This is a genomic window from uncultured Marixanthomonas sp. (genome assembly GCF_963974425.1).
In the GTDB taxonomy this organism is placed as follows: domain Bacteria; phylum Bacteroidota; class Bacteroidia; order Flavobacteriales; family Flavobacteriaceae; genus Marixanthomonas.
Genome location: NZ_CAXBCK010000037.1, coordinates 1 through 22,155, shown reverse-complemented (window position 1 = coordinate 22,155; position 22,155 = coordinate 1). Strand labels below are relative to the sequence as shown.

The following is a 22,155-nucleotide window of genomic DNA, read 5'->3' as shown; positions in this document are numbered from 1 at the left end:
AGTAGAAAATCTTAATAAAATCATTGCACCGCTATTATTTGGCAAAAATTTCTGAATAGTTTTATAAAATCCATTTAACAAAATGTTAAAAGAAAACAGGTTGTTTTATTATAATATATATTTAATAATTATGAAAAAAACCGCAACTACTCTACTGTTAATATTGATCAGTTTTACAACCTTTTCACAAACGAAAGACTCTCCTTATGAATGGGATTGGGTTCGTGATGGAATTTGGACTGGTGCTGCATTAGGAACAACTGTTACAGGATATTCATTAATTATTGGAAAAGATGATCTCACTGAAGCAGAACTGCAACGAGAAGTTGACAACCAAGATGATATCAATTTTATTGATAAATGGGCTGTAGGTTATAATTCGGAGGCTGCTATTGGACAAAGTAACATACCTTTTGCTATGTCTTTTGCATCTCCTTTTGTACTACTTTTTGATGATAATGTAAACGAACATACCGCACAAATACTAGGTTTGTATTTAGAAAGCCTCTCCACTACAGCTGGTTTATATACAGTTACCGCTGGTTTAGTAAATAGGTCTCGCCCATATGTATATAATGAGAATGTTTCCCTAGAAAGAAGACTAATTAACAATGGTCAGCGATCTTTTTATTCGGGTCACATTGCAGCAGCAGCAACTGCTACCTTTTTTGCAGCAAAAGTGTATAGCGATTTTAATCCGGATAGCCCCGCAAAAGTTTGGGTTTGGGCTGGAGCGGCCACAATACCTGCTGCTGTCGGATATTTTAGAATTAAAGCTGGACAACATTTTTTAACAGATGCTCTTTTGGGCTATGGTCTTGGGGCAATTACTGGATATTTTGTACCAGAATTACACAAAACAAATGACAGTGTTATTGAAGTAGTCCCAAGCGCTGGAATGTCTGCCACTGGAGATGTCTATAGAGGTATTGGGATTCAAGTGACGTTTTAGAAAAGTTTAATCTTTTATACATTAAACCTAAAATGCATTACATCTCCATCTTTAACAATGTATTCCTTCCCTTCTATTCCTAGTTTTCCTGCATCACGAACTTTCGCTTCACTTCCATAGATCACAAAATCGTTATACTTAATCACTTCAGCACGGATAAATCCTTTTTCAAAATCGGTATGGATGACACCTGCAGCTTGTGGAGCGGTAGAGCCTATTGGGACAGTCCAAGCTCGGACTTCCTTTTCACCTGCTGTAAAATAGGTTTCTAAATTTAGTAATTTATAAGCACTGCGAATCAATTTTGCTGAACCAGGCTCTTCTAGACCTAAGTCTTCCAAGAACATCTGGCGTTCTTCGAAAGTTTCTAGTTCAGTAATATCAGCTTCGGTACCTACAGCTAACACAATCACTTCAGCATTTTCTTCTTTAACCGCTTCTCTTACTTGTTCTACATATTCGTTTCCAGAAACCGCAGCATCTTCATCTACATTGCAAACGTATAAAACAGGCTTGTCTGTTATAAACTGAATTTGGTCAATAAATTCTTCTCTTTCCGAATCAGTCAACTCAATAGCTCTTACTGAAATTCCAGCTTCCAATCCTTCTTTAACTTTCAGTAAAGCTGTTTCTTCTTTCTGAGCTTCTTTATTTCCGGTTCTAGCAGCTCTCTTTACCTTATCTAGTTTCTTTTCAGTAGTTTCAAGATCTTTCAGCTGCAATTCAATATCAATGGTTTCTTTATCACGAACAGGATTGATATTTCCATCAACATGAACCACATTATCATTGTCAAAACAACGCAATACGTGTAAAATAGCATCGGTTTCTCGAATATTTCCTAAGAATTGATTCCCCAAACCTTCACCTTTGCTGGCTCCTTTTACCAAACCGGCAATATCAACTATTTCAACAGTTGCTGGCAGTACTCGTTGTGGATTCACCAATTCTTCCAATTTAACCAATCTGTTATCTGGAACGTTTACCACACCAATATTAGGCTCAATAGTACAAAACGGAAAGTTAGCGCTTTGTGCTTTGGCATTCGATAGACAATTAAAAAGGGTTGATTTACCTACGTTTGGTAATCCTACAATTCCTGCTTTCATGTTTATATAATTTGGGCGCAAATATACACTATTAACGGACAATTAGAAGAATTTATCAACCCCTTTTATAAATAAAATATGGGAAAATTTTAGCTGCCCATTATCTTTACTTTAACACATTATATCCTAGATTTACAATGTATTAACCAAACAATCAATGATATCATGAAAAAAGTATTGTATTCAATTATAACTGTTTTATTTGTTACATTTTCTGTTAACGCACAAGAAAACAAAAATGTTCAAAAAGAAACAGTTACTAAGAAAGTAACAGTAAAAGACACAAAAGTTGACACGAAAGTGGTTCAAGAAGTAAAAGAGGATAATGAAGTTGTAAAGGTGGAAGGAACTACTGAGGAAGATCAAAACTCTAAAGTTGTTACTTCAAAATCTGACAACACTGAAAAAGTAGTTGCAGACAACGTTTCTATTGATGCTGGAAATGCAGAGAAAATGCAGGAAAATATGAATAGGAAAAGTGAAGAACTAAAAGCCTCCATCGCTGCTCAAAAAGCAAAAGCAGAAAAAGAACGCCAAATGCTTCAAGAAAAAAAGATGGAAATGCAAAAAAAGCTTGAAAAGCGCCGTATGGAATTAGAAAGTAGACCAGAAGGTATGTCAAGGCTTAAAAAAGATGATTAACAACTTTATAGCATAGAAAACAAGTTAAACCCCGGTAAAAGCCGGGGTTTTTTATTGAAAAACTTTTGCTATCGCTTTCCTATATTCCTCAAAATCAATGAGGTTATTGTGGTTACCTTCTGAAATTGTAATAAAATTAAGGTTTTCCTTTAGCACTTTTTCAGATAGCTTTTTACCAGATGCGTAGGGTACAATGCTATCATCGGTACCATGAAAAATTACTATAGAACAATTTATATTATCTATAAATGTATTTGTCAAGAACTGATATTTAAGCAATTGTTTAACTGGCAAAAAAGGAAACCGTTTTTTGGCAACATCTGCCATATTGTAAAAAGGAGTCTCTAAGATTAATTTTTTAGGTTGATTTACAGATGCCACATAGGCAGCAAAAGTGGTGCCTAGCGACCTACCATAAACCGAAATTTTGTCTTCTGAATAACGCTTTGAAAGGTAATTGTAGAATAATTGAGCATCATTATAAAGTGACTTTTCCGAAAGTTTCCCGCTGCTCTTACCATACGTACGATAATCCATCACCACAACATCATAGTCAAACTGTGTGAAAAAAGAAGCTATTTCGCCCCATCGATCTAAGTTGCCGGCGTTTCCGTGAAAGTATAAGATTACACCTTTGGAGTTCTCTACTTCAAAATGCAAGGCATTGAGACGGGCTCCGTCTTCAGCCTCCAAAAAAAATTCAGTGAAGGGTTGCTCAAAGGTATAGGTATGCTCATGTGGCAGTTCGGTAGGTAAAAAAATCAACTTTTCCTGTAATAGGTACATCCCAAATATGATTATAATGTAGCCCGAAAATACAATTAATAATCCCTTTAAAAATGTTCGCATATTACTTTTTTGCTGTGTGTTCAACTTTTAGACTAGTCGCAGAATAGTCGATAGTTCTTTTTTTAGGATCAAGGATGCGATATAGAGTTTGATGATAAGACTTAAAAGTATTCATATTTTTATGACCACCATCAATAATAGGATAAAGGGTGGTTTTTTTAGGTTTTATTTTAGAGAGCTTCACACTACTTTTAAAAGGTATTAGTTTATCGTTTGTACCATGGATTATATGTATAGGACATTCCACATATTTAAGCCATTTATAAGTTGGCATGGGATATTTCAGAATAATAGAAAGTGGCATAAACGGCATATAACGCCCCGTGACCTTGGTTAAACTATAATAAGGTGCGTCGAGTATCAATAACTTGGGGTTGTTCATAGACGCTAGCTTGGTGGCAAAACCAGACCCCAATGAACGCCCATAAAGTATGATATTTTTTTCTGAAACAATCTTACTTATTTTATCATAAGCGTATTGCAAATCGCGCTTAATAGCTTTTTGAGACCTTTTCCCTATGCTTTTCCCAAAACCGCGGTAATCTACCATAATTACATCGTATTGTTGGCTCGTAAAATCAACCGCATACTTCCCCCACCCTTTTATACTTTTTGAATTCCCTTTTAAATACAGCACAACTCCTTTAGGATTGTCAACTTTAAAGTGAAGTCCGTTAATAACTGCTCCATCCCTTGTTTTTAAATTGTACTCTTTAACCACCTGGTTTTCATATAAAAACTGAAAATCCTTAGGTAACTTTTCAGGTTGAAACAAAAAATAATCTTGAAGGTAATAAAGTAGTACACTTACAACTATATACACCAAAAGAATAATTATAAGTATATGTAACCAAATTGGCATAAATTCAAGTTTACTTATATAAAAATAGTATATTCCTTTTAATTTAAGATAATTTTAATAGTAAGCGGATTTATACAAAAAAAATTGGCAAATTATTATCATTCTATTTTCGGTAATTAACATTTACAGCCTTTATTTTTAAAATTAACTTTAAACAAAACACTTATAACTAAACACTTCTACTTATGAAAAAGATACTTATGGTTTTCACGTTAGCAGCTTTTACAACTGGTTTCGCACAAGACAACAAAAACAAAAACGAAGAAACCGAAACCACCACAACCAAGACCTATGTTAAATTCAATGAAGGGGTTAATCAAAAAGTTGATGTAAAAACAAAAAAAGTAAAGAAAACCAAAGATCAGGCGTTGGAATTGAAAAATGAGTCGGCAGATAAGACTAATTTTACAAGCGTTATGAAAGATCCTAAGGTTAAAACAGATGTAAGTTATGGGTATGAAGGCAACCGCTATAAGTTTATAAATCAAAAAGATAAAGACGGCTACCGTTTGATGACCGTTCAGGACCAAGCTACTCACAAGGAATATGCGATTATTAAGCCTTCTTCTCAAAACGGTTATTACATTATGTCGCAAGACGGAGAAGAATCGTTTGGATATTTTAATACCAATGGCGATTTTGTAGTAGAAAAGTACGACGCTAAAAACGATGTAGTCGTAAAAAACATCTATAAAGTAGGTCAATAATACAAACTACTATAATGAAAAATGCCTGCAATTGATTTGCAGGCATTTTTATTTTGTATGTATCTTGTAGTTGTTATTCGTGATGCATAAAACTCTGTTTTCCTAGTAGCTCTTCATCACTTTCTACGTTGTCTTCATCAGGCACACAACAGTCTACAGGGCATACTGCAGCACATTGTGGCTCATCATGAAACCCTTTACACTCGGTACATTTATCAGCCACTATATAATAAAGTTCATCGCTAACGGGCTCTTGCGTTTCGTTCGCATCTACTTCTTTTCCGTTAGGCAACACTACATTGCCTTCAAGATCGGTACCATCTGCATAACGCCAATCGTCTGCTCCTTCGTAAATAGCAGTATTAGGACATTCCGGCTCACAAGCACCACAATTGATACATTCGTCTGTTATTATAATTGCCATCGGTTTTCTTTTTCTAACTTTGCGCAAATTTAACGCCTAAAAAGGGCAACTCCAAAAAAGTATGCAATTACATCAAAGAATTAACGCTTTTAGCGCTTTAGGAAAATTTTTAGGACAATTTTCTTCTGAAACACCCGTGAAAAAAGAAGATGTTTTAAATAATGATGCTTTTTTTTCTGAAATGCAGCAGAAAATGCACGCTGCAAAACACCATAATGGCTGGTTTACGGAAGATAACCTACATTTTACGTTTAAAAGTTGGGCAGAAGCTCTAACCGAAGACAATGTCAATAAATGGATATCTAAGTATACTATTCCAGAAACGGAGCCGAAAACCGTCGCTATAATTATGGCGGGAAATATTCCGTTAGTAGGGTTTCACGATTTTTTATCGGTTTTAATAACCGGAAACAAAGTTCTCGCAAAACTATCTTCAAATGATAAGCAGTTACTACCCTTCTTAGCGGAATACTTGATTTCAGTTGAACCAGAGTTCAAAAGCCTTATTGATTTTACCGAAGGAAGGTTAACTAGTTTCGATGCTGTTATCGCTACTGGAAGTGACAACACCGCGCGATATTTTGAGTATTATTTCAGTAAATATCCAAACATCATTCGTAAGAACAGAAATTCAGTCGCTGTATTAACAGGAAACGAAACCAATGAAGAAATGGAGTTTCTAGCCGATGATATATTTCGTTATTTCGGATTAGGGTGCCGTAATATTTCAAAAATATACCTACCTGAAGATTACGATTATGACAAATTTTTCAACGGAATGTTTTCATGGAAACACGTTATAAACAACCACAAGTACATAAATAACTACGATTATAACAAGGCAGTTTACTTAATGAGTGACATAAAACTCTTAGATAATGAATATTTATTATTAAAAGAAGATACGGGCTACTCCTCGCCTATTTCAGTAACTTTTTATGAAAAATATTCTAACCTTGAAGATGTAAAGAAAAAACTGAAAGAAGAAGCTGATAAAATTCAAGCAGTTGTTTCAAATACAGGGATTGATAATGAAATCCCCTTCGGAACAGCGCAAAACCCAGAACTTTGGGATTATGCCGACGGAGTGGATACAGTAGATTTTTTGTTGAAACTATCTTAATAAATTAATAGCAAATTAACCAACAATGGGTTCAGAATTAGCATCTTTGTAGTAAATACTCTGTTATGAAAAAACATAATTTTAGTGCCGGGCCATGCATTTTACCGCAACCGGTATTGCGAAAAGCGTCCGAAGCAATTTTAAATTTTAACGGTTTAGATTTATCACTAATTGAAATTTCGCATCGAAGTAAAGATTTTGTAGCCGTCATGGAGCGTGCTCAAACATTAGCTTTGGAGCATTTGGGACTTCAAGATAAAGGCTATAAAGCACTTTTTCTTCAAGGAGGTGCTAGCATGGAGTTTTTACGAATAGCGTACAATCTCTTGGAAAATAAAGCTGCATATCTCAATACGGGAACATGGTCTAGCAAGTCAATTAAAGAAGCAAAGTTATTTGGAGAAATAGTTGAAGTAGCGTCATCTAAAGACCAAAATTTCAATTATATACCAAAAAATTATTCAATTCCTTCAGGTATTGATTATTTTCATTGCACAAGTAACAATACCATATTTGGAACACAGATAAAAAGCTTTCCAAAAACCAATGCTCCTATCGTTTGTGATATGAGTAGCGATATCTTTTCAAGACAATTAGACTTTTCAAAATTCAGTATTATTTATGCGGGAGCTCAAAAAAATATGGGGCCTGCAGGAACTACACTAATTGTAGTAAAAGAAGACGTTTTAGGAAAGGTCTCTCGCACTATTCCATCATTAATGGATTACAATGTGCATATTAGTAAAGACAGTATGTTCAATACGCCTGCCGTATTCGCAGTATATGTTTCCATGCTAACTATGGAATGGTTGAAAGAAAAAGGCGGGATTTCAGCAATTGAAAAAATAAACAACAAAAAAGCAGATTTAATTTACTCTGAAATAGATAGAAATCCTTTATTTACTGGTTTTGTAGCCAATAAAGAAGATCGTTCTACAATGAACGCAACTTTCAATTTAACCGATGAAAGTTTAGCAGAAACATTCGACACACTTTGGCAAGAAGCTGGGATTAACGGCTTAAACGGTCACAGAAGTGTTGGCGGCTATCGCGCCTCGATGTACAACGCCTTAGAGTTTGAAAGTGTTCAGGTGTTAGTAGATACGATGAAAGAATTAGAACGAAAAGCATAATAAAAGGTGGCTTCGACTTCGCTCAGCTACCACCAAAACAAAATAATTAAGAAAATATGAAAGTTTTAGCAAACGACGGAATTTCAACTAGCGGTGTAAAAGCACTTGAAAATGCAGGTTTTGAAGTACTAACCGTAAAAGTTGCACAAGAACAACTTGAAAACTATATAAATAAAAATAATATCGACGTGATTTTGGTCCGTAGTGCCACAAAGGTTCGGAAAGATTTAATAGATGCGTGTCCTAGCTTAAAAGTAATTGGTCGTGGTGGCGTTGGTATGGATAATATAGATGTGGAGTATGCGCGCAGTAAAGACATCCATGTAATTAACACCCCAGCAGCTTCCTCTTCTTCTGTAGCTGAATTAGTTTTTGCACACCTTTTTGGAGGCGTTAGAAACTTACACGACGCCAATAGAACGATGCCTCTTGAAGGAGATTCCAGATTCAAGGAATTGAAAAAAACCTATGCGGGCGGAAAGGAACTTCGTGGTAAAACCCTTGGTATAATTGGTTTTGGTCGCATTGGTCGCGAAGTAGCTAAAATTGCACTTGGTTGTGGCATGAAAGTAATTGCGAGTGACAACCAAGTCGGTGAAGCAGATATAACACTAGACTTTTACGATGGTCAAGAAATAACCCTTAAAATTAAAACCGAACCTGTTTCAGAATTAATAAAACATAGTGATTTTATCACCTTACACGTACCTGCACAAAAAAAATATGTAATTGGTGAAGCTGAAATAAAAGAAATGAAAGACGGTGCAGCTATAATAAATGCCGCTCGTGGTGGGGTTATAGACGAAAAGGCGTTATTAGAAGCCTTAGAAAAAGGAAAAATATCTTTTGCGGCATTAGACACTTTTGAAGACGAACCTTCTCCTGCTATTAAAGTATTAATGAACGGGAATATTTCTCTAAGCCCACATATTGGTGCAGCAACTGAAGAAGCCCAAGATAGAATTGGTACTGAACTTGCTGAGCAAATTGTATCAATCCTCAAACCAGTGAATTAGAAATTTTAACTACCTTTAAAAATTGAATGATTTAAATTAAACTAAAAAAATACAAATGGCAGGAATATTGGATCTATTAAACAGCGACATGGGAAAACAGATTATTAGTGGTATTAGCAATGAAGCTAAGCAACCTGCTGATAAAACAGCATCAGTTTTATCCATGGGACTTCCAATTTTAATGGGAGCAATGAAAAAAAACGCAAAATCTGAACAAGGTGCTGCTGGCCTTATGAGCGCTCTAAGCAATAGTAAACACGATGGTAGTCTTTTAGACAACCTTGGTGGCTTTTTTGGCGGAGGTGTAAATGAAGACTCAAAAATTGATGGTCTTGGTATACTAGGACATGCACTTGGCGGCTCTCAAGATAATGTTGTTGGTGCGCTTTCAAAAAAATCGGGAATGGACTCAAACTCGGTGATGCAAATACTACAAGTAGCGGCTCCTATTTTACTAGGATATTTAGGTAAAGAAAAGAGACAACAAAATGTAGATTCACAATCTGGAATAACCAGTTTACTCGGGAATATGATGGCGGGGAATTCTCAAGAAGAACAAGATAAAGAACAATCTCTAATCGAATCTTTATTAGATGGAGATAACGACGGAAGCATTATCGATGATGTTGCCGGAATGGTATTAGGCAATAGTAGCAAAAGTGGTTTAGGCGGAATGATAGGCGGCCTTTTCGGAAAATAATTCTGAGCAAAAATAATAGTAAAACCGTGTTTTGTTAATTAAAGCACGGTTTTTTTAATTTCCCCGGATTTAACAGCCCCTTTGGTCTCTTTTCAGTATTTTTGTAAAAAGAAGTTTCTTATGAAGTATCTACTCTTTTTCATTGCAATTTCCCTAGCGGTTTATAGTTGCGATTCCACAAAATCTACTATGAAAGGTAATACTGATACCTCAGTAGTCGAAAATGACACGATACGTATTGCAAACGATAGTTTGGAATATGAAATCTTAATTATAGAATCTGGTTTTAATTCATGGTTGGTAACGCAACCTCCTCGTCAACATTATGGATTAAACTACCTTGAAAATAAAAATCAATTTTTTGTATCTGAATACAATAGCAGGGTTCGTAGTCCACAACGCTTTAACTCCAATCTGTATCCTCAGGAAATAAACTATGATTACAATACAGATTACGGATATGAAGTAAATTATCTACTTTACAATTACTTTGTCTATTTTCAACAAAAATACAACCAACATTTACCTGGAGGACGACGATGAATAAATTAAAAAAACGATGGAACATCACATCTAATTGGCAACTTACAGTGATTTTTATTGTGTTTGCCATAACTGGAAGCACTTCAGCAAAATTTGCTGCACCTCTAACCGAAGCTATAGGCATTACAGAAGAAAATGGTTGGTATATCTATTGGCCGGTTCGGATTTTAATCATTTTCCCAGCCTATCAAGTTTTACTGGTTTTCTTTGGTTGGCTCTTTGGAGAGTTTCATTTTTTTTGGAACTTTGAAAAAAAAATGCTGTGTAGTATGGGATTTCGTTTTATTAAATAGTACTTCACAATAAATCCCGTAAAAGACAAAATGCTAAATTTATCACAAAAAAATTATTGCATTTTAAATAGGGCAATAGTTTTATATATTTGCAAATTGAAGAAAAATTCTTATAAAAAGAAGAGTCTATATGTTTCTTAGAAATAGAATTGTACAAATAATAGCATCTACTATATGTATGGTAGTTTTTTTGCTGCCTATTACTGTACAGTTTTTACATTCTTTAGAAGGGCATGAAGAAACTGTTTGCACAGATACTTCTACGCACATTCATGAAGATAGTCCTGAGTGTCAAATTTGCCACTTTAACATAGCTTCTTTTAACTATGATACAGAGAGTTATCCTGAACTTGAAGTATTACCCCCCCCTTTTAAAGTTGAAAATAACTTTTCTCCTTTACCACTTCAATCAAATAAAAAAAATTACTTTCAATTAAGAGCACCCCCGCATAATTTTAGTTAATCAATAAAAGGAAATTTTTATTTTAATTAAAATATATGCGAACGTATGCATTAGTAATACTGGTATTATACAGTATTACTGCTATATCACAAAATTGTAACAACAATCTTTCTGGTACTGTAAAAGACTCTCACGATAATTCTCCGTTAGTTGGTGCAACACTTATTGTTGCAGGAACGGAACAAGCCGTGCAGACTGATCTTGATGGTAACTATACCATAACAGGGTTGTGTAATCAAGAATATTCTATACAAATTTCACATCCTGAATGTTTAACTAAAGGGTATACTATAAAAGTTTCTGGTGCTACAACCAAAAACTTTAAGTTAGAGCATCATTTAGAAGAACTGAATCAAATTACTATTGATGGGAAAGTGTATAAGGACAAATCTAAAACGCTTATACAAAGTGGACTTTCAATAGAAGAGATTGAAAAGTTCAGTAATGGTTCATTGGGAGACGCTTTAAATAGTTTAAGTGGAGTTTCTTCTTTAAATACAGGTAATACTGTGGTTAAACCATTAATTAATGGACTTCATAGCAGTCGTGTTGTTATAATTAATAATGGCGTTAGAATGGAAGACCAGGAATGGGGGTCTGAACATGCACCAAATGTAGATATTAATTCAGCTGGTAAACTAACTCTTATAAAAGGAGCTGGAGCGTTACAATACAGTGGCGATGCTGTGGGAGGCGTTATTATTTCCGAAGCGGCAAAAGTACCTGTAAAAGATAGTCTATATGGAAAAACTTTATTTTCAGCAGCATCAAACGGTAGAGGTACAACTGTCTCGTCACAACTTACTAAAAGCTATCAGAATGGCTGGTTTGGCACGGTACAAGGAACTTTAAAACGTTTTGGGGATTTTGAGACGCCAGATTACATATTAAGTAATACAGGAACTTCCGAAAGAAACGCCTCTATTAACATTGGTCTTAATCGTTTTGATTATGGGATTGAAGGATACTATTCTATATTCAAAAATGAAATAGGCATTTTGAGAGCTTCACATTTAGGAGGTGCGCAGGACCAAATAAATGCAATTAACAGTAGAGAGCCATCAATTATTAGAGATTTCACCTATAACATTGATGCACCAAAGCAAGACGTTACACATCATTTAGCACGTTTAAAAGCTTTTAAAAGGTTTGAAAGCATAGGAAAACTTAGCTTTCAATATGATTTTCAAGCAAACCATAGATTGGAGTATGATATACGTCGGGGAGATGATAAAGATAAGGCTTCTTTAGACCTGGACCTTAAAACTCATACTATAATGCTCGATTTGGAATCAAAATTATCCAATTCATTAAACTTAAAATCGGGTATTCTAGGACGTTATCAAAATAATTTTGCTGATCCAAACACTGGTGTTAGACGTTTAATCCCTGATTATGATAAGTATGAAATTGGAGCTTATTTAATTGCAGATTACGATTTGAATGATGATTGGCTACTAGAAATCGGGGGTCGTTTTGATTATACCTATATGGATGTATTTAAATTCTACCGTACTTCCTTTTGGGAATCTCGAAACTATGACCAGCTATTTCCTGAAATTGTAGTAGAAGAATTAGGCAATCAAATTTTAACGAATCCAGAGTATAATTTCTATAACGCTTCAGGAACTGTAGGAACCACCTATTCTTTCAATGAAGATTACAAACTCTTTTTTAATTATTCTTTAGCCTCTAGAGCGCCAAACCCTTCAGAGCTATTCAGTGAAGGTTTACATCATTCGGCTTCTAGAATAGAATTGGGTGATTTACGATTTAATTCTGAAATTGGTCATAAATTCTCCTTAACATTTCAACGTGAAAAAAACGTCTTTAGCTTTTCTATCAATCCATACATAAATATAATTAACGATTTTATTGTTATTGAACCTACCGAAATACAACAGACAATTAGAGGTAATTTTCAAGTATGGGAATACAGACAAACCAATGCAGAATTGCTAGGTGTTGATATAGATGCATCCTATTCTTTTGCAGAAAATTTCCGCTTTGAACATCAATTTTCATTAGTTAAAGGCTATGATCGTACTAATGATACCCCTTTAATAAGCATACCGGCAGTTAACACCAAAAATGGAATTGTTTATCAAAAACCTGAACTTAACTCTTTAAGATTATCACTGCAAAGTGAGTACGTATTTCGTCAAAATGAATTTCCCAATACTAATTTTGAAGTCTTCATACCAGAAACACAAACCACAGAAATTGTGGATGTAAGTACACCGCCAGAGGCATATCACCTTTTGGACTTCGACTCAAGTATTGACTTTAAACTAAACAATAAATCGACGCTTACAGTAGGATTGGGTATAAAGAATCTATTTAACACCTCTTACCGAAATTACCTAAATCGTTTGCGCTATTACGCAGATGACTTGGGTAGAAACTTTTTATTAAACCTTAAAATTGATTATTAAACCTTTTAAACAGAAACTATGAAAAATTTGAAATCAGTAAGTATATTATTTTTTGCTTCGCTACTATTTATTGCTTGTTCAAGCGACGATGAAAACCCGGAACCAGTAAATGAAGAGGAAATAATAACAACAGTGACAGTAACCCTTACACCAGATGACGGTGGAACTCCCGTAACACTAGTAACAAGAGATTTAGACGGAGATGGACCTAACGAACCGGTTATTACTGTATCTGGTAACTTAAATGCAAACACATCATATAATGGTGACATCATTTTGTTAAATGAAACAGAAGACCCTGCTGAGAATATCACAGAAGAAGTTGTGGAAGAAGCTGAAGAGCACCAGTTTTTCTATACTATAGCTGGAGGTCTTAATGCTAGCACAGAATATAGTAATTATGATAGCGATGACAACCCGTTGGGTACAAAATTCATTTTAAGTGCTGGAGATGCAAGCGCAGGTACTTTAACTTTCACCTTACGCCACGAACCTAAAAAACCAAATGATGGTACTTTAGGCGATGCAGGTGGTGAAACAGATATTGAAGCCACTTTTAATGTAACTGTAGAGTAGTTTTAGCTAAGTAACTTTGTTCTCGAGTTAAGCTTAAGCTTTTACTACAAAACCTCTCTAATTAATTAGAGAGGTTTTTTGTTTATATAAATTCGTATTTTAGCTTTACTCATTTACCCTAACTTCAATAGTTTGTGGCACAGGATCTTTTTTCCCTTGCCAAACATAAGTATATAGCCACATTAACGTAAATGTTGGTACAAAGTCTGTAATTGGGAGTATTTCTTCTACAAATACTATTATGGAAGCTATTTTTCCTTGCTCGCCTTCATACATATCGCTCATTTTCTTAGCAGCGTAAGGCGCCCAGATTATATCTAAGAAAGGCCCTACTAAAGGAATAAACATCGTTACCATACCTACGGCATCGTAGATAAGTCCTTTTTTTAATATTCTATATTTTGAATGTTTCATAGTGGTTTTCGGTTATTTATTAATTATAACGCAAAAAACCTGCCAAAAATTATGATAAGTCGTTGCTAATCAGTTTAAGGAACTCATCGCGAGTTTCAATTTTCTCAAATTGTCCACGAAATCCTGAAGTGGTAGTCACACTATTTTGCTTTTGAACGCCACGCATCATCATACATAAATGCGAAGCTTCAATAACGACAGCAACTCCTTGCGGTTTTAGCGTATCATTAATACATTCTAAAATATCGTGCGTTAAACGTTCTTGCACTTGCAATCTTCTAGCAAATACATCTACTATTCTAGGTATTTTACTAAGCCCTACAATATGACCGTTGGGAATATAAGCGATATGTGCTTTCCCAAAAAATGGCAGCATATGGTGCTCGCATAACGAATACAGCTCTATATCTTTAATAATTACCATGTCGTGGTAATCTTCAGCAAACATGGCAGATTTTAATATTTCCGCAGGATCTTGAGAGTTACCAGAGGTTAAAAATTGCATGGCTTTTGCTGCTCGTTCTGGAGTTTTTAAAACGCCTTCTCTATTTACGTCTTCCCCTAGCCTAGTCAGTATTTCAGAAAAATTAGTTTTTAAATCATCTGTGACAGATTCATTGTACTCTTCAAAGAATTTATAGGACGCCATTAAGTAGTTTTTAGTTTATCGGAATAGTATTTATTTATTTTATCAATTTTCGGGTTGATAATATATTGGCAGTACGGTTGCTGCTTGTTTTGGTTATAATAATCGTGGTGATCTATTTCAGCTTTATAAAAAGCATCTAGTGGTTTCACCTCGGTTACAATTGGGTTTTCAAAAACATTTTTATCGGTCAGCAAGGTAATAAAATCTTCTGTTTTTTGTTGCTGCTCTTCGGTGGTATAAAATATAGCACTTCTATACTGTGTTCCTACGTCGTTGGCCTGTCGGTTTAACGTAGTAGGATCGTGCGTAGCGAAAAATATCTCAAGTAAGGTTTCCAGTTTTACTTCTGCAGCATCAAAAGTTACTTCTACAGCTTCTGCATGACCAGTTCTACCTGAAACTACTTCCCGGTAGGCAGGGTTTTTAATGTTCCCACCAGCAAATCCTGGGACTACAGATTCTACACCTTCAATGCGTTGAAAAACAGCTTCGGTACACCAAAAGCATCCTCCAGCAAATACAATTTGTTTATTATCTTTTTCCATATATTTTTTTCTTTTATAAAACTACAAAGTGTACTGTTTGTATATTTCCGTTTAACAAATAATTAATGTCTTATTTAAAAGAAACATTGCGTTTCTGTCTTCAAAACAGTACTTTCACGTTCTTATTAAATAGTCATGATTTTAGCTGAAAACTTACATAAACACTATGATGATCTTCACGTATTAAAAGGAGTTGATCTTCATATACAAAAGGGGGAAATCGTCTCTATTGTCGGTGCTTCTGGTGCAGGAAAAACCACATTATTGCAGATTTTAGGTACGCTTGACAATTCAGAAAAGCACGAAGGAAAACTACAAATAAACGAGATTGACGTTAAAACACTAAAGCGAAAAGAGTTAGCGAAATTCCGAAATGAAAATTTGGGTTTTATTTTTCAGTTTCATCAATTACTACCTGAATTTACAGCATTAGAAAATGTTTGTATTCCTGCCTTCATAAAAAAAACACCAAAAGCTGCAGCCGAAAAAAGAGCCAAAGAATTACTTTCTTTCCTAGGGTTGTCACACCGTGAAGATCATAAACCGAATGAACTTTCTGGTGGAGAACAACAACGGGTTGCGGTAGCTAGAGCCTTAATTAACAATCCGGCCATCATTCTTGCCGATGAGCCCAGTGGAAACTTAGATACCGAAAGTGCCGAAAACTTGCATAACCTGTTTTTTAAGCTTCGGGACGAGTTTGGGCAAACCTTTGTCATTGTAACCCATAACGAGGAGTTGGCAGAAATGGCAGACCGTATGCTCGAAATGCAAGACGGTAAGATTTTACGATAGTATATGCGAAAAGCAGAATTGAAACGATTTTTAGACGAAAAAGCTGCTTACTATAATCAACCGCTTTTTATTGAAAGCGATCCTATACAAATACCCCATCAGTTTTCTAAAAAGGAAGATATTGAAATAGCTGGCTTTTTAGTCGCAACCATTGCGTGGGGTAACCGTAAAAGCATTATTAAAAATGGGAAACGGCTCATGCAGTTAATGGGTAACTCCCCACACGATTATATTTTAAATTTTTCAGAAGATAAACACAGCGAATCCCTTTCAGGCTTTGTACATCGCACCTTCAACAGTGATGATTTGGTCTATTTTATGAAAGCCCTTCAGTATATCTATAAAGAACACAAGGGTTTAGAGGGTGTTTTTTCTACATTTTCTGAAGAAGATACGCTCCAGCCAGCCATTCATCACTTTAAAAAAGTGTTTTTTAGCCTTCCACATTTAAAACGAACTGAAAAACACGTGAGCGATCCGTTAAAAAATTCCGCAGCAAAGCGAATTAATATGTTTTTACGGTGGATGGTGCGTAACGACAGTACGGGAGTAGATTTTGGTATATGGAAGAGCTTATCCCCTTTTCAGCTTTCTTGTCCTTTAGACGTTCATAGCGGAAGAGTTGCCAGAAGCCTTTCCCTTTTAAAACGAAAGCAAAACGACGCAAAGGCTTTGACCGAACTGGACAACTCTCTACGTAAATTAGACCCGGCAGACCCTGCTAAATATGATTTTGCCTTATTTGGCTTAGGGGTTTTTGAAGCGTTTTAGACTAAATTATTCTTTCAATATTTCAATAGGAATCTTAACAAAATTTTTAGTAATTTTACAAGATTATAATTTAATGAATAAACTGGGTTTTTACCCATAGGAGGAAATTAATTTGATAACACCAGCCATTCCAGCTAATGAGCAGGAACGACTAGCAGCATTGAGGTCTTACCAGATGCTGGATACGCTTCCGGAAAAAGATTTTGATACAATTACTACCTTAACGGCAAGTATTTGCGATGTACCTATATCCTTTATTACTCTAATGGATGCAGATCGTAATTACTTAAAGTCTCATCATGGAATTAACTTACAAGAGTCCCCACGAGATACTTCATTTTGCGGACATGCCATTGTAGATAATGCTGAAGTTTTTTTAGTGAAAGATGCTCTTAAGGATATACGTTTTAAGGACAACCCTGTTGTAACTGAGCAAAATATTCGCTTTTATGCAGGAGTGACGCTTTACACTCCAGACGGATATGCGCTCGGAACACTCTGCATATTAGACAATAAACCAAGAGAGCTTACCGATAAACAAATAAATGCATTAAAAGCATTAGCATCTCAAGTTGTTAATTTATTAGAAGAGCGAAAAAAGAATATCGCGTTACAAAAACTTCAAAAAGAACTTAAAGAAAACAATGAGCAACTAAAAAACTTCGCTGGTATTATATCGCACGATATGAAAATGCCCTTGGCGAATATGATTATTACTACAGATATTCTAAAAAAGAAATATGGTGAAAGCATGGATGATCAAGGCATTGAGTACCTTGATTATTTAAAACAATCTTCATTTACTTTAAGCGAATATATAACTGGGTTGTTAGAACATTATGAAAGTGATAAAACTTCACAAAAATCGTTTGAAGAGTTTGATACGCTTCATTTGTTTGAAGAAATTGTAGAGCTGCTAAATATTAATGTAGATTGCGAAATTAACCTTCCTGAAGATAATCTTGAAGTCTCTTGTAATCGTGCAGCATTAGAGCAGATATTGATAAATCTTATTGGTAATTCCTTAAAATACAACGATAAAGATAAAATTGTTATCGATATTGATTGCGAAAAGAAAAATGGGATGCTCTTTATTAAAATTTCAGATAATGGAGTGGGTATCGAAAAAGAAAAAATAGTTAATATATTCGAACTATTTACCACCCTTGGAACATTAGATAGAAATGGTAAAAAAGGAAATGGGATTGGGCTTTCTACAGTAAAAAAATTAATTACCAATCTTGGTGGTGATATATCGGTTGCTTCAGAATTAGGAAAAGGCACGACTTTTGACTTCTCTATAGAGTGTAAATAAAAAGGATTTAATTTTTTTATTCTGGCAAAACCCAAATTGAAATTCTTTCGTACATATACTATCTTATGGCTTTTCCTCAACCCCAAAACAACGAAAAAGAGCGTTTAGACGCTCTTAAAGAATATAAATTACTAGATACCCCAACTGCTCCAGATTTTAATAACATTACAAACCTGGCAGCAAGTGTGTGTAATATGCCTATTGCATTTGTATCCCTTATTTACAAAGCCAATAATCATTTGCTATCATGTTATGGCATCTCATTAGATAAAACCCCAAGGAATATTTCTTTCTGTACCCGGGCCATTCAAAGCCATGAAAGAATATATATGGTAAACGATACCCATAAAAATGAACTCTTTAAAGATAATCCTATTGTAGATAAATACAAGGTACAGTTTTATGCTGGTGTGCCTTTAATTAACCCAGAAGGATACGCTTTAGGGACTCTGTGCGTGTATGATCATATACCAAGAAAATTGACAAATGTACAGTGTGATACGCTTGTCGCGTTGGCCGAACAAATAGTGAATCTATTAGAGTTAAGAAAGAAAAACCATTTATTGCGTGATGCAGAGAATGAACTTCTTAAACGCAACAAACAACTTGAAAACTTTGCAAATGTTGTTTCGCACGATTTAAAATCACCTTTGGCAAACATAACTTCCTTAACAAGAATGCTGCGAGAAGATAACGAAAGCAATCTAACTGAAGACTCCCTGCTATACCTAGACTATTTAGAGGAATCATCAGATACTCTCAAAGAATACATCAATGGTATTTTAGGGTATTATAAAGCTACTACCCTATTAGATGATCAAAAAACAGACATTACTTTAAAGTCATTTTTTGAAAAGATTAAAGAGATGCTTATTATCCAACATGCTGTTTTTAAATATCCAACTGAAGGTGTTGTTAAAAACATACATGAAGCTGCCCTTACCCAGATTGTCCTCAACTTAGTTGATAACGCCTTAAAGTATAACACTTCGGAAACTGCGAGAATAGAAATAACTTATGAAAATTTAGAAGATTACCATCAATTTACAATAAAAGACAATGGTATAGGGATTGATAAAAGGATTCAAGGAGATATTTTTGATCTTTTTAAAACCACTGGTGTTAAAGACCGCGAAGGTAAACAAGGAACGGGTATTGGATTGGCTACCGTTAAAAACCTAGTCAATAAAATGGGTGGAAGTATTTCTCTTGAATCAGATATTGGAAAGGGAAGTACCTTTATCTTTACGCTAAAGAAATAGCGATTATTCATTAAGCATTTTATATATTTGAGCAATTAATCAAAAGGATGCAGTTTCAACACCCAGAACTTCTTTACGCCCTCTTTTTACTGCTCATCCCCATATTTATCCATCTTTTTCAATTACGGCGTTTTAAACAAGTAGATTTTACCAATGTTGCTTTTTTAAAGAAAGTAACCATACAAACGCGTAAAAGTTCCCAACTTAAAAAGTGGATCACCCTCTTATTGCGCCTATTAGCATTAGCCAGTATTATAATTGCATTTGCCCAACCGTTTACCGCAACCAAAACAGCGTTGAATACCAATAAAGAAACGGTTTTGTACATTGACAACTCCTTTAGTATGCAAGCAAAAGGGACGAATGGCCCATTGCTAAACCGAAGTTTACAAGAACTGTACAACCTACAAATACCTTCAGAAAAAATCAGTTGGTTTACCAACAATTCAACCCATAAAAATGTTTCATTACAGGATTTTACAAGTGAAATACTTTCCGTTTCCTATGCACAAGGACAATTATCACTTTCTGAAGTACTACTAAAAGCAAACCAACTTTTTTCAGATTCTGAAGCTTCTAATAAACGATTGATTCTTATTTCAGATTTTCAACAAAACGAAACCTTCCCAGAAGTCCCTGAAAATATAACCATTAATACTGTTCGGCTACAACCGGTAAATACTAATAACATAACTGTTGATTCTGTTTATATTTCCTCAAAAAATGGACAGAACATCCAACTTAAAGTCGATGTTTCGGCAAGTGGGGAGGTGCCGGAAAGTGTCCCGGTTTCCCTTTTCAATGGAGAATCATTAGTGGCTAAAACCGCAGTTGATTTTTCGTCAAACAACTCCAATACCACAGTTTTTGATATTGAAAATACTTCAGACTTTAAAGGAAGGTTAGAAATAACAGACCCTAACCTACCCTATGACAACAACTTGTTTTTTAGCATCAATGCGCCAAAAAAAATAAAAGTCCTTTCTATCAATGAAGCCGATTCCGGTTTTTTACAGCGGTTGTTCAACCAAGAAGAGTTTGAGTACACACAGCAAACACAGAACAGCTTAAATTATAACAATATACCCAATCAAGATTTTATCATTATCAATCAGCTTACTGCTATTCCAGCATCGTTGGTTACTGCTATACAATCCTTTAGCGCTAATGGTGGTAGCGTGTTGGTAATCCCTTCAGAACAAGCAGAGATAAACGATTATAATAATTTGTTAGCTACGTTAGGAATGGGAAGTTTTTCAGGAAAGATTTCTTCTGAAAAGCAGATAACACAGATTGTTTTCGATCATCCGTTGTACCAAAACGTTTTTGAAAAAAGGGTGGTAAACTTTCAATATCCTACTGTAAATTCCTATTATCAGGCCAATACCAATGCTACTTCTGTTCTAAACTATGAAGATGGAAAGCCGTTTATATTTCAGAAAAGCAACACCTACTTTTTAAGTGCCCCTATTAATCTGGAAAATTCAAATTTTCAAAACTCACCTTTAATTGTTCCTACCTTTTACAATATGGCGCAGCAAAGTTTGGCATTACCCAATTTGTATTACACCATCGGGAAGCAAAATAATTTTGATATCCCGGTTCAGTTAATGGAAGATGAGATACTTAAAATTAAAGACAGTAGCAATGTGTTCATTCCGTTGCAACAAACTAAAGCCAATAAAGTAGCAGTAACAACTATTGAAGAACCCGCTACTTCCGGAACTTTTGATATAGTAAAAGAGACTGACTTTATTACGAATATTAGTTATAACTTTAACCGAAACGAAAGCAATTTACAGTATTTAAACACTGAAAACTGGAACGGTGTAAATAATAATGCATCCATTTCAGAACTTTTTGATAGTATAACAGAAGCAAATAATATAAACAGTTTTTGGAAATGGTTTGTTATTTTTGCGGTACTGTTCTTACTAATAGAGATGCTGGTTTTAAAATTTTTCAAGTAATGCTTAAGTTGAACCTCATAATACCAAAGTCTGCTAACTAAAAGAAAACCGATGGATATACTTATAAAAGCCGCAACCATACTGGACCCTCAAAGCAAGCACCATACTAAAAAGAGGGATATACTTATTGAAAACGGTACGATTAAAAAGATTGCAGCAACACTTAAAAACCCTAAAAAAGTAAAAGAGGTTTCTTTAGAAAACTTGCACGTTTCACAAGGATGGTTTGACAGCAGTGTATCATTTGGTGAACCAGGTTTTGAAGAACGCGAAACCATCCAAAATGGTCTGCAAACAGCAGCTGAAAGTGGTTTTGCACATGTGGCCGTTAATGCCAACACCCAACCGGTTACCGATAGTAAATCGAACATCAAGTTTTTAAAATCACAAGCTCATAACAATGCGGTGTCCCTCTACCCTATTGGCGCGCTTACGGTAAAAAGTGAAAGCAAAGATTTAGCTGAGTTGTATGATATGCAAAACGAAGGCGCCATTTCGTTTTACGATTATAAAAAACCCATTGCCAATGCCAACCTCTTAAAAATTGCCTTGCAATACACCCAGAATTTTGATGGTTTGGTACAATCATTCCCCTTAGATTATTCGG

Annotated in this window: 24 protein-coding genes and 1 pseudogene; 18 read left to right on the top strand and 7 right to left on the bottom strand. The window is 35.0% G+C overall.

What is annotated here, in order from left to right:
- Positions 1-130 precede the first annotated feature (130 nt).
- Complete coding sequence (locus tag AACZ92_RS11500) at positions 131-952, top strand: phosphatase PAP2 family protein (RefSeq protein WP_339701388.1); 822 nt, start codon at positions 131-133, stop codon at positions 950-952.
- A gap of 14 nt (positions 953-966) precedes the next feature.
- On the opposite strand, the gene ychF is transcribed toward AACZ92_RS11500, so the two are convergent.
- Positions 967-2,061, bottom strand: a complete 1,095-nt coding sequence (gene ychF / locus AACZ92_RS11495; protein WP_339701385.1) for a redox-regulated ATPase YchF — start codon at positions 2,059-2,061, stop codon at positions 967-969.
- A gap of 165 nt (positions 2,062-2,226) precedes the next feature.
- Here ychF and AACZ92_RS11490 point away from each other — a divergent pair, with 165 nt between their 5' ends.
- On the top strand, positions 2,227-2,703 hold the full coding sequence (locus AACZ92_RS11490; RefSeq protein ID WP_339701382.1) for a hypothetical protein: 477 nt from the start codon (positions 2,227-2,229) through the stop codon (positions 2,701-2,703).
- A gap of 51 nt (positions 2,704-2,754) precedes the next feature.
- Here the strand turns inward: AACZ92_RS11490 and AACZ92_RS11485 are convergent, their stop codons facing one another.
- Together AACZ92_RS11485 and AACZ92_RS11480 are read right to left on the bottom strand one after the other, a co-directional pair.
- Entirely contained in the window at positions 2,755-3,552 is a 798-nt protein-coding gene (locus AACZ92_RS11485; protein WP_339701379.1) for an alpha/beta hydrolase, read from the bottom strand.
- 1 nt (position 3,553) lies between these two features.
- Complete coding sequence (locus tag AACZ92_RS11480) at positions 3,554-4,414, bottom strand: alpha/beta fold hydrolase (RefSeq protein WP_339701376.1); 861 nt, start codon at positions 4,412-4,414, stop codon at positions 3,554-3,556.
- Positions 4,415-4,599: 185 nt separating this feature from the next.
- Here AACZ92_RS11480 and AACZ92_RS11475 point away from each other — a divergent pair, with 185 nt between their 5' ends.
- Positions 4,600-5,121 carry a hypothetical protein gene (locus tag AACZ92_RS11475; RefSeq protein ID WP_339701374.1) on the top strand — a complete coding sequence of 174 codons (522 nt, stop codon included), beginning with the start codon at positions 4,600-4,602 and terminating at the stop codon, positions 5,119-5,121.
- 73 nt (positions 5,122-5,194) lie between these two features.
- On the opposite strand, the gene AACZ92_RS11470 is transcribed toward AACZ92_RS11475, so the two are convergent.
- A complete protein-coding gene (locus AACZ92_RS11470; protein WP_339701372.1) occupies positions 5,195-5,545 on the bottom strand; it encodes a 4Fe-4S dicluster domain-containing protein in 351 nt (116 codons plus the stop codon).
- Positions 5,546-5,606: 61 nt separating this feature from the next.
- Between AACZ92_RS11470 and AACZ92_RS11465 the strand changes: the two genes are divergently transcribed.
- The 9 genes from AACZ92_RS11465 to AACZ92_RS11425 all read left to right on the top strand — a co-directional run bounded on the left by AACZ92_RS11465 (position 5,607) and on the right by AACZ92_RS11425 (position 13,827).
- Positions 5,607-6,668 carry an acyl-CoA reductase gene (locus AACZ92_RS11465; protein ID WP_339701370.1) on the top strand — a complete coding sequence of 354 codons (1,062 nt, stop codon included), beginning with the start codon at positions 5,607-5,609 and terminating at the stop codon, positions 6,666-6,668.
- Positions 6,669-6,733: 65 nt separating this feature from the next.
- The gene (serC, locus tag AACZ92_RS11460) at positions 6,734-7,801 is read left to right on the top strand and encodes a 3-phosphoserine/phosphohydroxythreonine transaminase (protein ID WP_339701367.1); all 1,068 of its coding nucleotides are present in this window, start codon (positions 6,734-6,736) and stop codon (positions 7,799-7,801) included.
- A 56-nt stretch (positions 7,802-7,857) separates the two neighbouring features.
- Positions 7,858-8,817, top strand: a complete 960-nt coding sequence (locus AACZ92_RS11455) for a D-2-hydroxyacid dehydrogenase (RefSeq protein WP_339701364.1) — start codon at positions 7,858-7,860, stop codon at positions 8,815-8,817.
- Between the two features lie 55 nt (positions 8,818-8,872).
- Entirely contained in the window at positions 8,873-9,517 is a 645-nt protein-coding gene (locus tag AACZ92_RS11450; protein ID WP_339701361.1) for a DUF937 domain-containing protein, read from the top strand.
- Positions 9,518-9,637: 120 nt separating this feature from the next.
- Positions 9,638-10,060, top strand: a complete 423-nt coding sequence (locus tag AACZ92_RS11445; RefSeq protein ID WP_339701358.1) for a DUF6146 family protein — start codon at positions 9,638-9,640, stop codon at positions 10,058-10,060.
- On the top strand, positions 10,057-10,353 hold the full coding sequence (locus tag AACZ92_RS11440; protein ID WP_339701355.1) for a DUF6787 family protein: 297 nt from the start codon (positions 10,057-10,059) through the stop codon (positions 10,351-10,353). The genes AACZ92_RS11445 and AACZ92_RS11440 overlap by 4 nt, the downstream gene beginning before the upstream one ends.
- 130 nt (positions 10,354-10,483) lie before the next feature.
- Positions 10,484-10,816, top strand: a complete 333-nt coding sequence (locus AACZ92_RS11435) for a hypothetical protein (protein ID WP_339701352.1) — start codon at positions 10,484-10,486, stop codon at positions 10,814-10,816.
- A gap of 35 nt (positions 10,817-10,851) precedes the next feature.
- The gene (locus tag AACZ92_RS11430; RefSeq protein WP_339701349.1) at positions 10,852-13,251 is read left to right on the top strand and encodes a TonB-dependent receptor; all 2,400 of its coding nucleotides are present in this window, start codon (positions 10,852-10,854) and stop codon (positions 13,249-13,251) included.
- An 18-nt stretch (positions 13,252-13,269) separates the two neighbouring features.
- Positions 13,270-13,827 (top strand): type 1 periplasmic binding fold superfamily protein, encoded by a 558-nt coding sequence (locus AACZ92_RS11425; RefSeq protein ID WP_339701346.1) that lies wholly within the window; start codon positions 13,270-13,272, stop codon positions 13,825-13,827.
- A 105-nt stretch (positions 13,828-13,932) separates the two neighbouring features.
- Here AACZ92_RS11425 and AACZ92_RS11420 read toward each other — a convergent pair whose 3' ends face one another.
- The 3 genes from AACZ92_RS11420 to msrA are packed head-to-tail and all read right to left on the bottom strand — an operon-like array spanning position 13,933 to position 15,435.
- Positions 13,933-14,241 (bottom strand): hypothetical protein, encoded by a 309-nt coding sequence (locus tag AACZ92_RS11420; protein WP_339701343.1) that lies wholly within the window; start codon positions 14,239-14,241, stop codon positions 13,933-13,935.
- Positions 14,242-14,290: 49 nt separating this feature from the next.
- Complete coding sequence (folE, locus tag AACZ92_RS11415) at positions 14,291-14,890, bottom strand: GTP cyclohydrolase I FolE (protein WP_339701341.1); 600 nt, start codon at positions 14,888-14,890, stop codon at positions 14,291-14,293.
- Complete coding sequence (gene msrA / locus AACZ92_RS11410) at positions 14,890-15,435, bottom strand: peptide-methionine (S)-S-oxide reductase MsrA (RefSeq protein ID WP_339701338.1); 546 nt, start codon at positions 15,433-15,435, stop codon at positions 14,890-14,892. Before msrA ends, folE begins: the two co-directional genes overlap by 1 nt.
- Positions 15,436-15,570: 135 nt before the next feature.
- Here msrA and AACZ92_RS11405 point away from each other — a divergent pair, with 135 nt between their 5' ends.
- The 6 genes and pseudogenes from AACZ92_RS11405 to AACZ92_RS11380 form a co-directional block, all read left to right on the top strand.
- Positions 15,571-16,230 carry an ABC transporter ATP-binding protein gene (locus AACZ92_RS11405; protein ID WP_339701335.1) on the top strand — a complete coding sequence of 220 codons (660 nt, stop codon included), beginning with the start codon at positions 15,571-15,573 and terminating at the stop codon, positions 16,228-16,230.
- Between the two features lie 3 nt (positions 16,231-16,233).
- Entirely contained in the window at positions 16,234-17,001 is a 768-nt protein-coding gene (locus tag AACZ92_RS11400) for a TIGR02757 family protein (RefSeq protein WP_339701332.1), read from the top strand.
- Between the two features lie 112 nt (positions 17,002-17,113).
- Positions 17,114-18,316 carry a HAMP domain-containing sensor histidine kinase gene (locus AACZ92_RS11395; RefSeq protein ID WP_339701329.1) on the top strand — a complete coding sequence of 401 codons (1,203 nt, stop codon included), beginning with the start codon at positions 17,114-17,116 and terminating at the stop codon, positions 18,314-18,316.
- A 65-nt stretch (positions 18,317-18,381) separates the two neighbouring features.
- On the top strand, positions 18,382-19,578 hold the full coding sequence (locus AACZ92_RS11390; RefSeq protein ID WP_339701327.1) for a GAF domain-containing sensor histidine kinase: 1,197 nt from the start codon (positions 18,382-18,384) through the stop codon (positions 19,576-19,578).
- 47 nt (positions 19,579-19,625) lie between these two features.
- The gene (locus AACZ92_RS11385; RefSeq protein WP_339701324.1) at positions 19,626-21,548 is read left to right on the top strand and encodes a BatA domain-containing protein; all 1,923 of its coding nucleotides are present in this window, start codon (positions 19,626-19,628) and stop codon (positions 21,546-21,548) included.
- A gap of 51 nt (positions 21,549-21,599) precedes the next feature.
- Positions 21,600-22,155, top strand: a pseudogene (locus tag AACZ92_RS11380) (dihydroorotase); the annotation flags it as partial.

Coding starts and splice junctions, on each gene's coding strand:
- AACZ92_RS11455 (WP_339701364.1), top strand. CDS start 7,858: ATGAAAGTTTTAGCAAACGACGGAATTTCAACTAGCGGTGTAAAAGCA.
- AACZ92_RS11400 (WP_339701332.1), top strand. CDS start 16,234: ATGCGAAAAGCAGAATTGAAACGATTTTTAGACGAAAAAGCTGCTTAC.
- AACZ92_RS11465 (WP_339701370.1), top strand. CDS start 5,607: ATGCAATTACATCAAAGAATTAACGCTTTTAGCGCTTTAGGAAAATTT.
- AACZ92_RS11440 (WP_339701355.1), top strand. CDS start 10,057: ATGAATAAATTAAAAAAACGATGGAACATCACATCTAATTGGCAACTT.
- AACZ92_RS11475 (WP_339701374.1), top strand. CDS start 4,600: ATGAAAAAGATACTTATGGTTTTCACGTTAGCAGCTTTTACAACTGGT.
- AACZ92_RS11490 (WP_339701382.1), top strand. CDS start 2,227: ATGAAAAAAGTATTGTATTCAATTATAACTGTTTTATTTGTTACATTT.
- AACZ92_RS11485 (WP_339701379.1), bottom strand. CDS start 3,552: ATGCGAACATTTTTAAAGGGATTATTAATTGTATTTTCGGGCTACATT.
- AACZ92_RS11420 (WP_339701343.1), bottom strand. CDS start 14,241: ATGAAACATTCAAAATATAGAATATTAAAAAAAGGACTTATCTACGAT.
- AACZ92_RS11480 (WP_339701376.1), bottom strand. CDS start 4,414: ATGCCAATTTGGTTACATATACTTATAATTATTCTTTTGGTGTATATA.
- msrA (WP_339701338.1), bottom strand. CDS start 15,435: ATGGAAAAAGATAATAAACAAATTGTATTTGCTGGAGGATGCTTTTGG.
- AACZ92_RS11470 (WP_339701372.1), bottom strand. CDS start 5,545: ATGGCAATTATAATAACAGACGAATGTATCAATTGTGGTGCTTGTGAG.
- AACZ92_RS11390 (WP_339701327.1), top strand. CDS start 18,382: ATGGCTTTTCCTCAACCCCAAAACAACGAAAAAGAGCGTTTAGACGCT.
- AACZ92_RS11445 (WP_339701358.1), top strand. CDS start 9,638: ATGAAGTATCTACTCTTTTTCATTGCAATTTCCCTAGCGGTTTATAGT.
- AACZ92_RS11385 (WP_339701324.1), top strand. CDS start 19,626: ATGCAGTTTCAACACCCAGAACTTCTTTACGCCCTCTTTTTACTGCTC.
- AACZ92_RS11500 (WP_339701388.1), top strand. CDS start 131: ATGAAAAAAACCGCAACTACTCTACTGTTAATATTGATCAGTTTTACA.
- AACZ92_RS11435 (WP_339701352.1), top strand. CDS start 10,484: ATGTTTCTTAGAAATAGAATTGTACAAATAATAGCATCTACTATATGT.
- folE (WP_339701341.1), bottom strand. CDS start 14,890: ATGGCGTCCTATAAATTCTTTGAAGAGTACAATGAATCTGTCACAGAT.
- AACZ92_RS11425 (WP_339701346.1), top strand. CDS start 13,270: ATGAAAAATTTGAAATCAGTAAGTATATTATTTTTTGCTTCGCTACTA.
- serC (WP_339701367.1), top strand. CDS start 6,734: ATGAAAAAACATAATTTTAGTGCCGGGCCATGCATTTTACCGCAACCG.
- ychF (WP_339701385.1), bottom strand. CDS start 2,061: ATGAAAGCAGGAATTGTAGGATTACCAAACGTAGGTAAATCAACCCTT.
- AACZ92_RS11405 (WP_339701335.1), top strand. CDS start 15,571: ATGATTTTAGCTGAAAACTTACATAAACACTATGATGATCTTCACGTA.
- AACZ92_RS11430 (WP_339701349.1), top strand. CDS start 10,852: ATGCGAACGTATGCATTAGTAATACTGGTATTATACAGTATTACTGCT.
- AACZ92_RS11450 (WP_339701361.1), top strand. CDS start 8,873: ATGGCAGGAATATTGGATCTATTAAACAGCGACATGGGAAAACAGATT.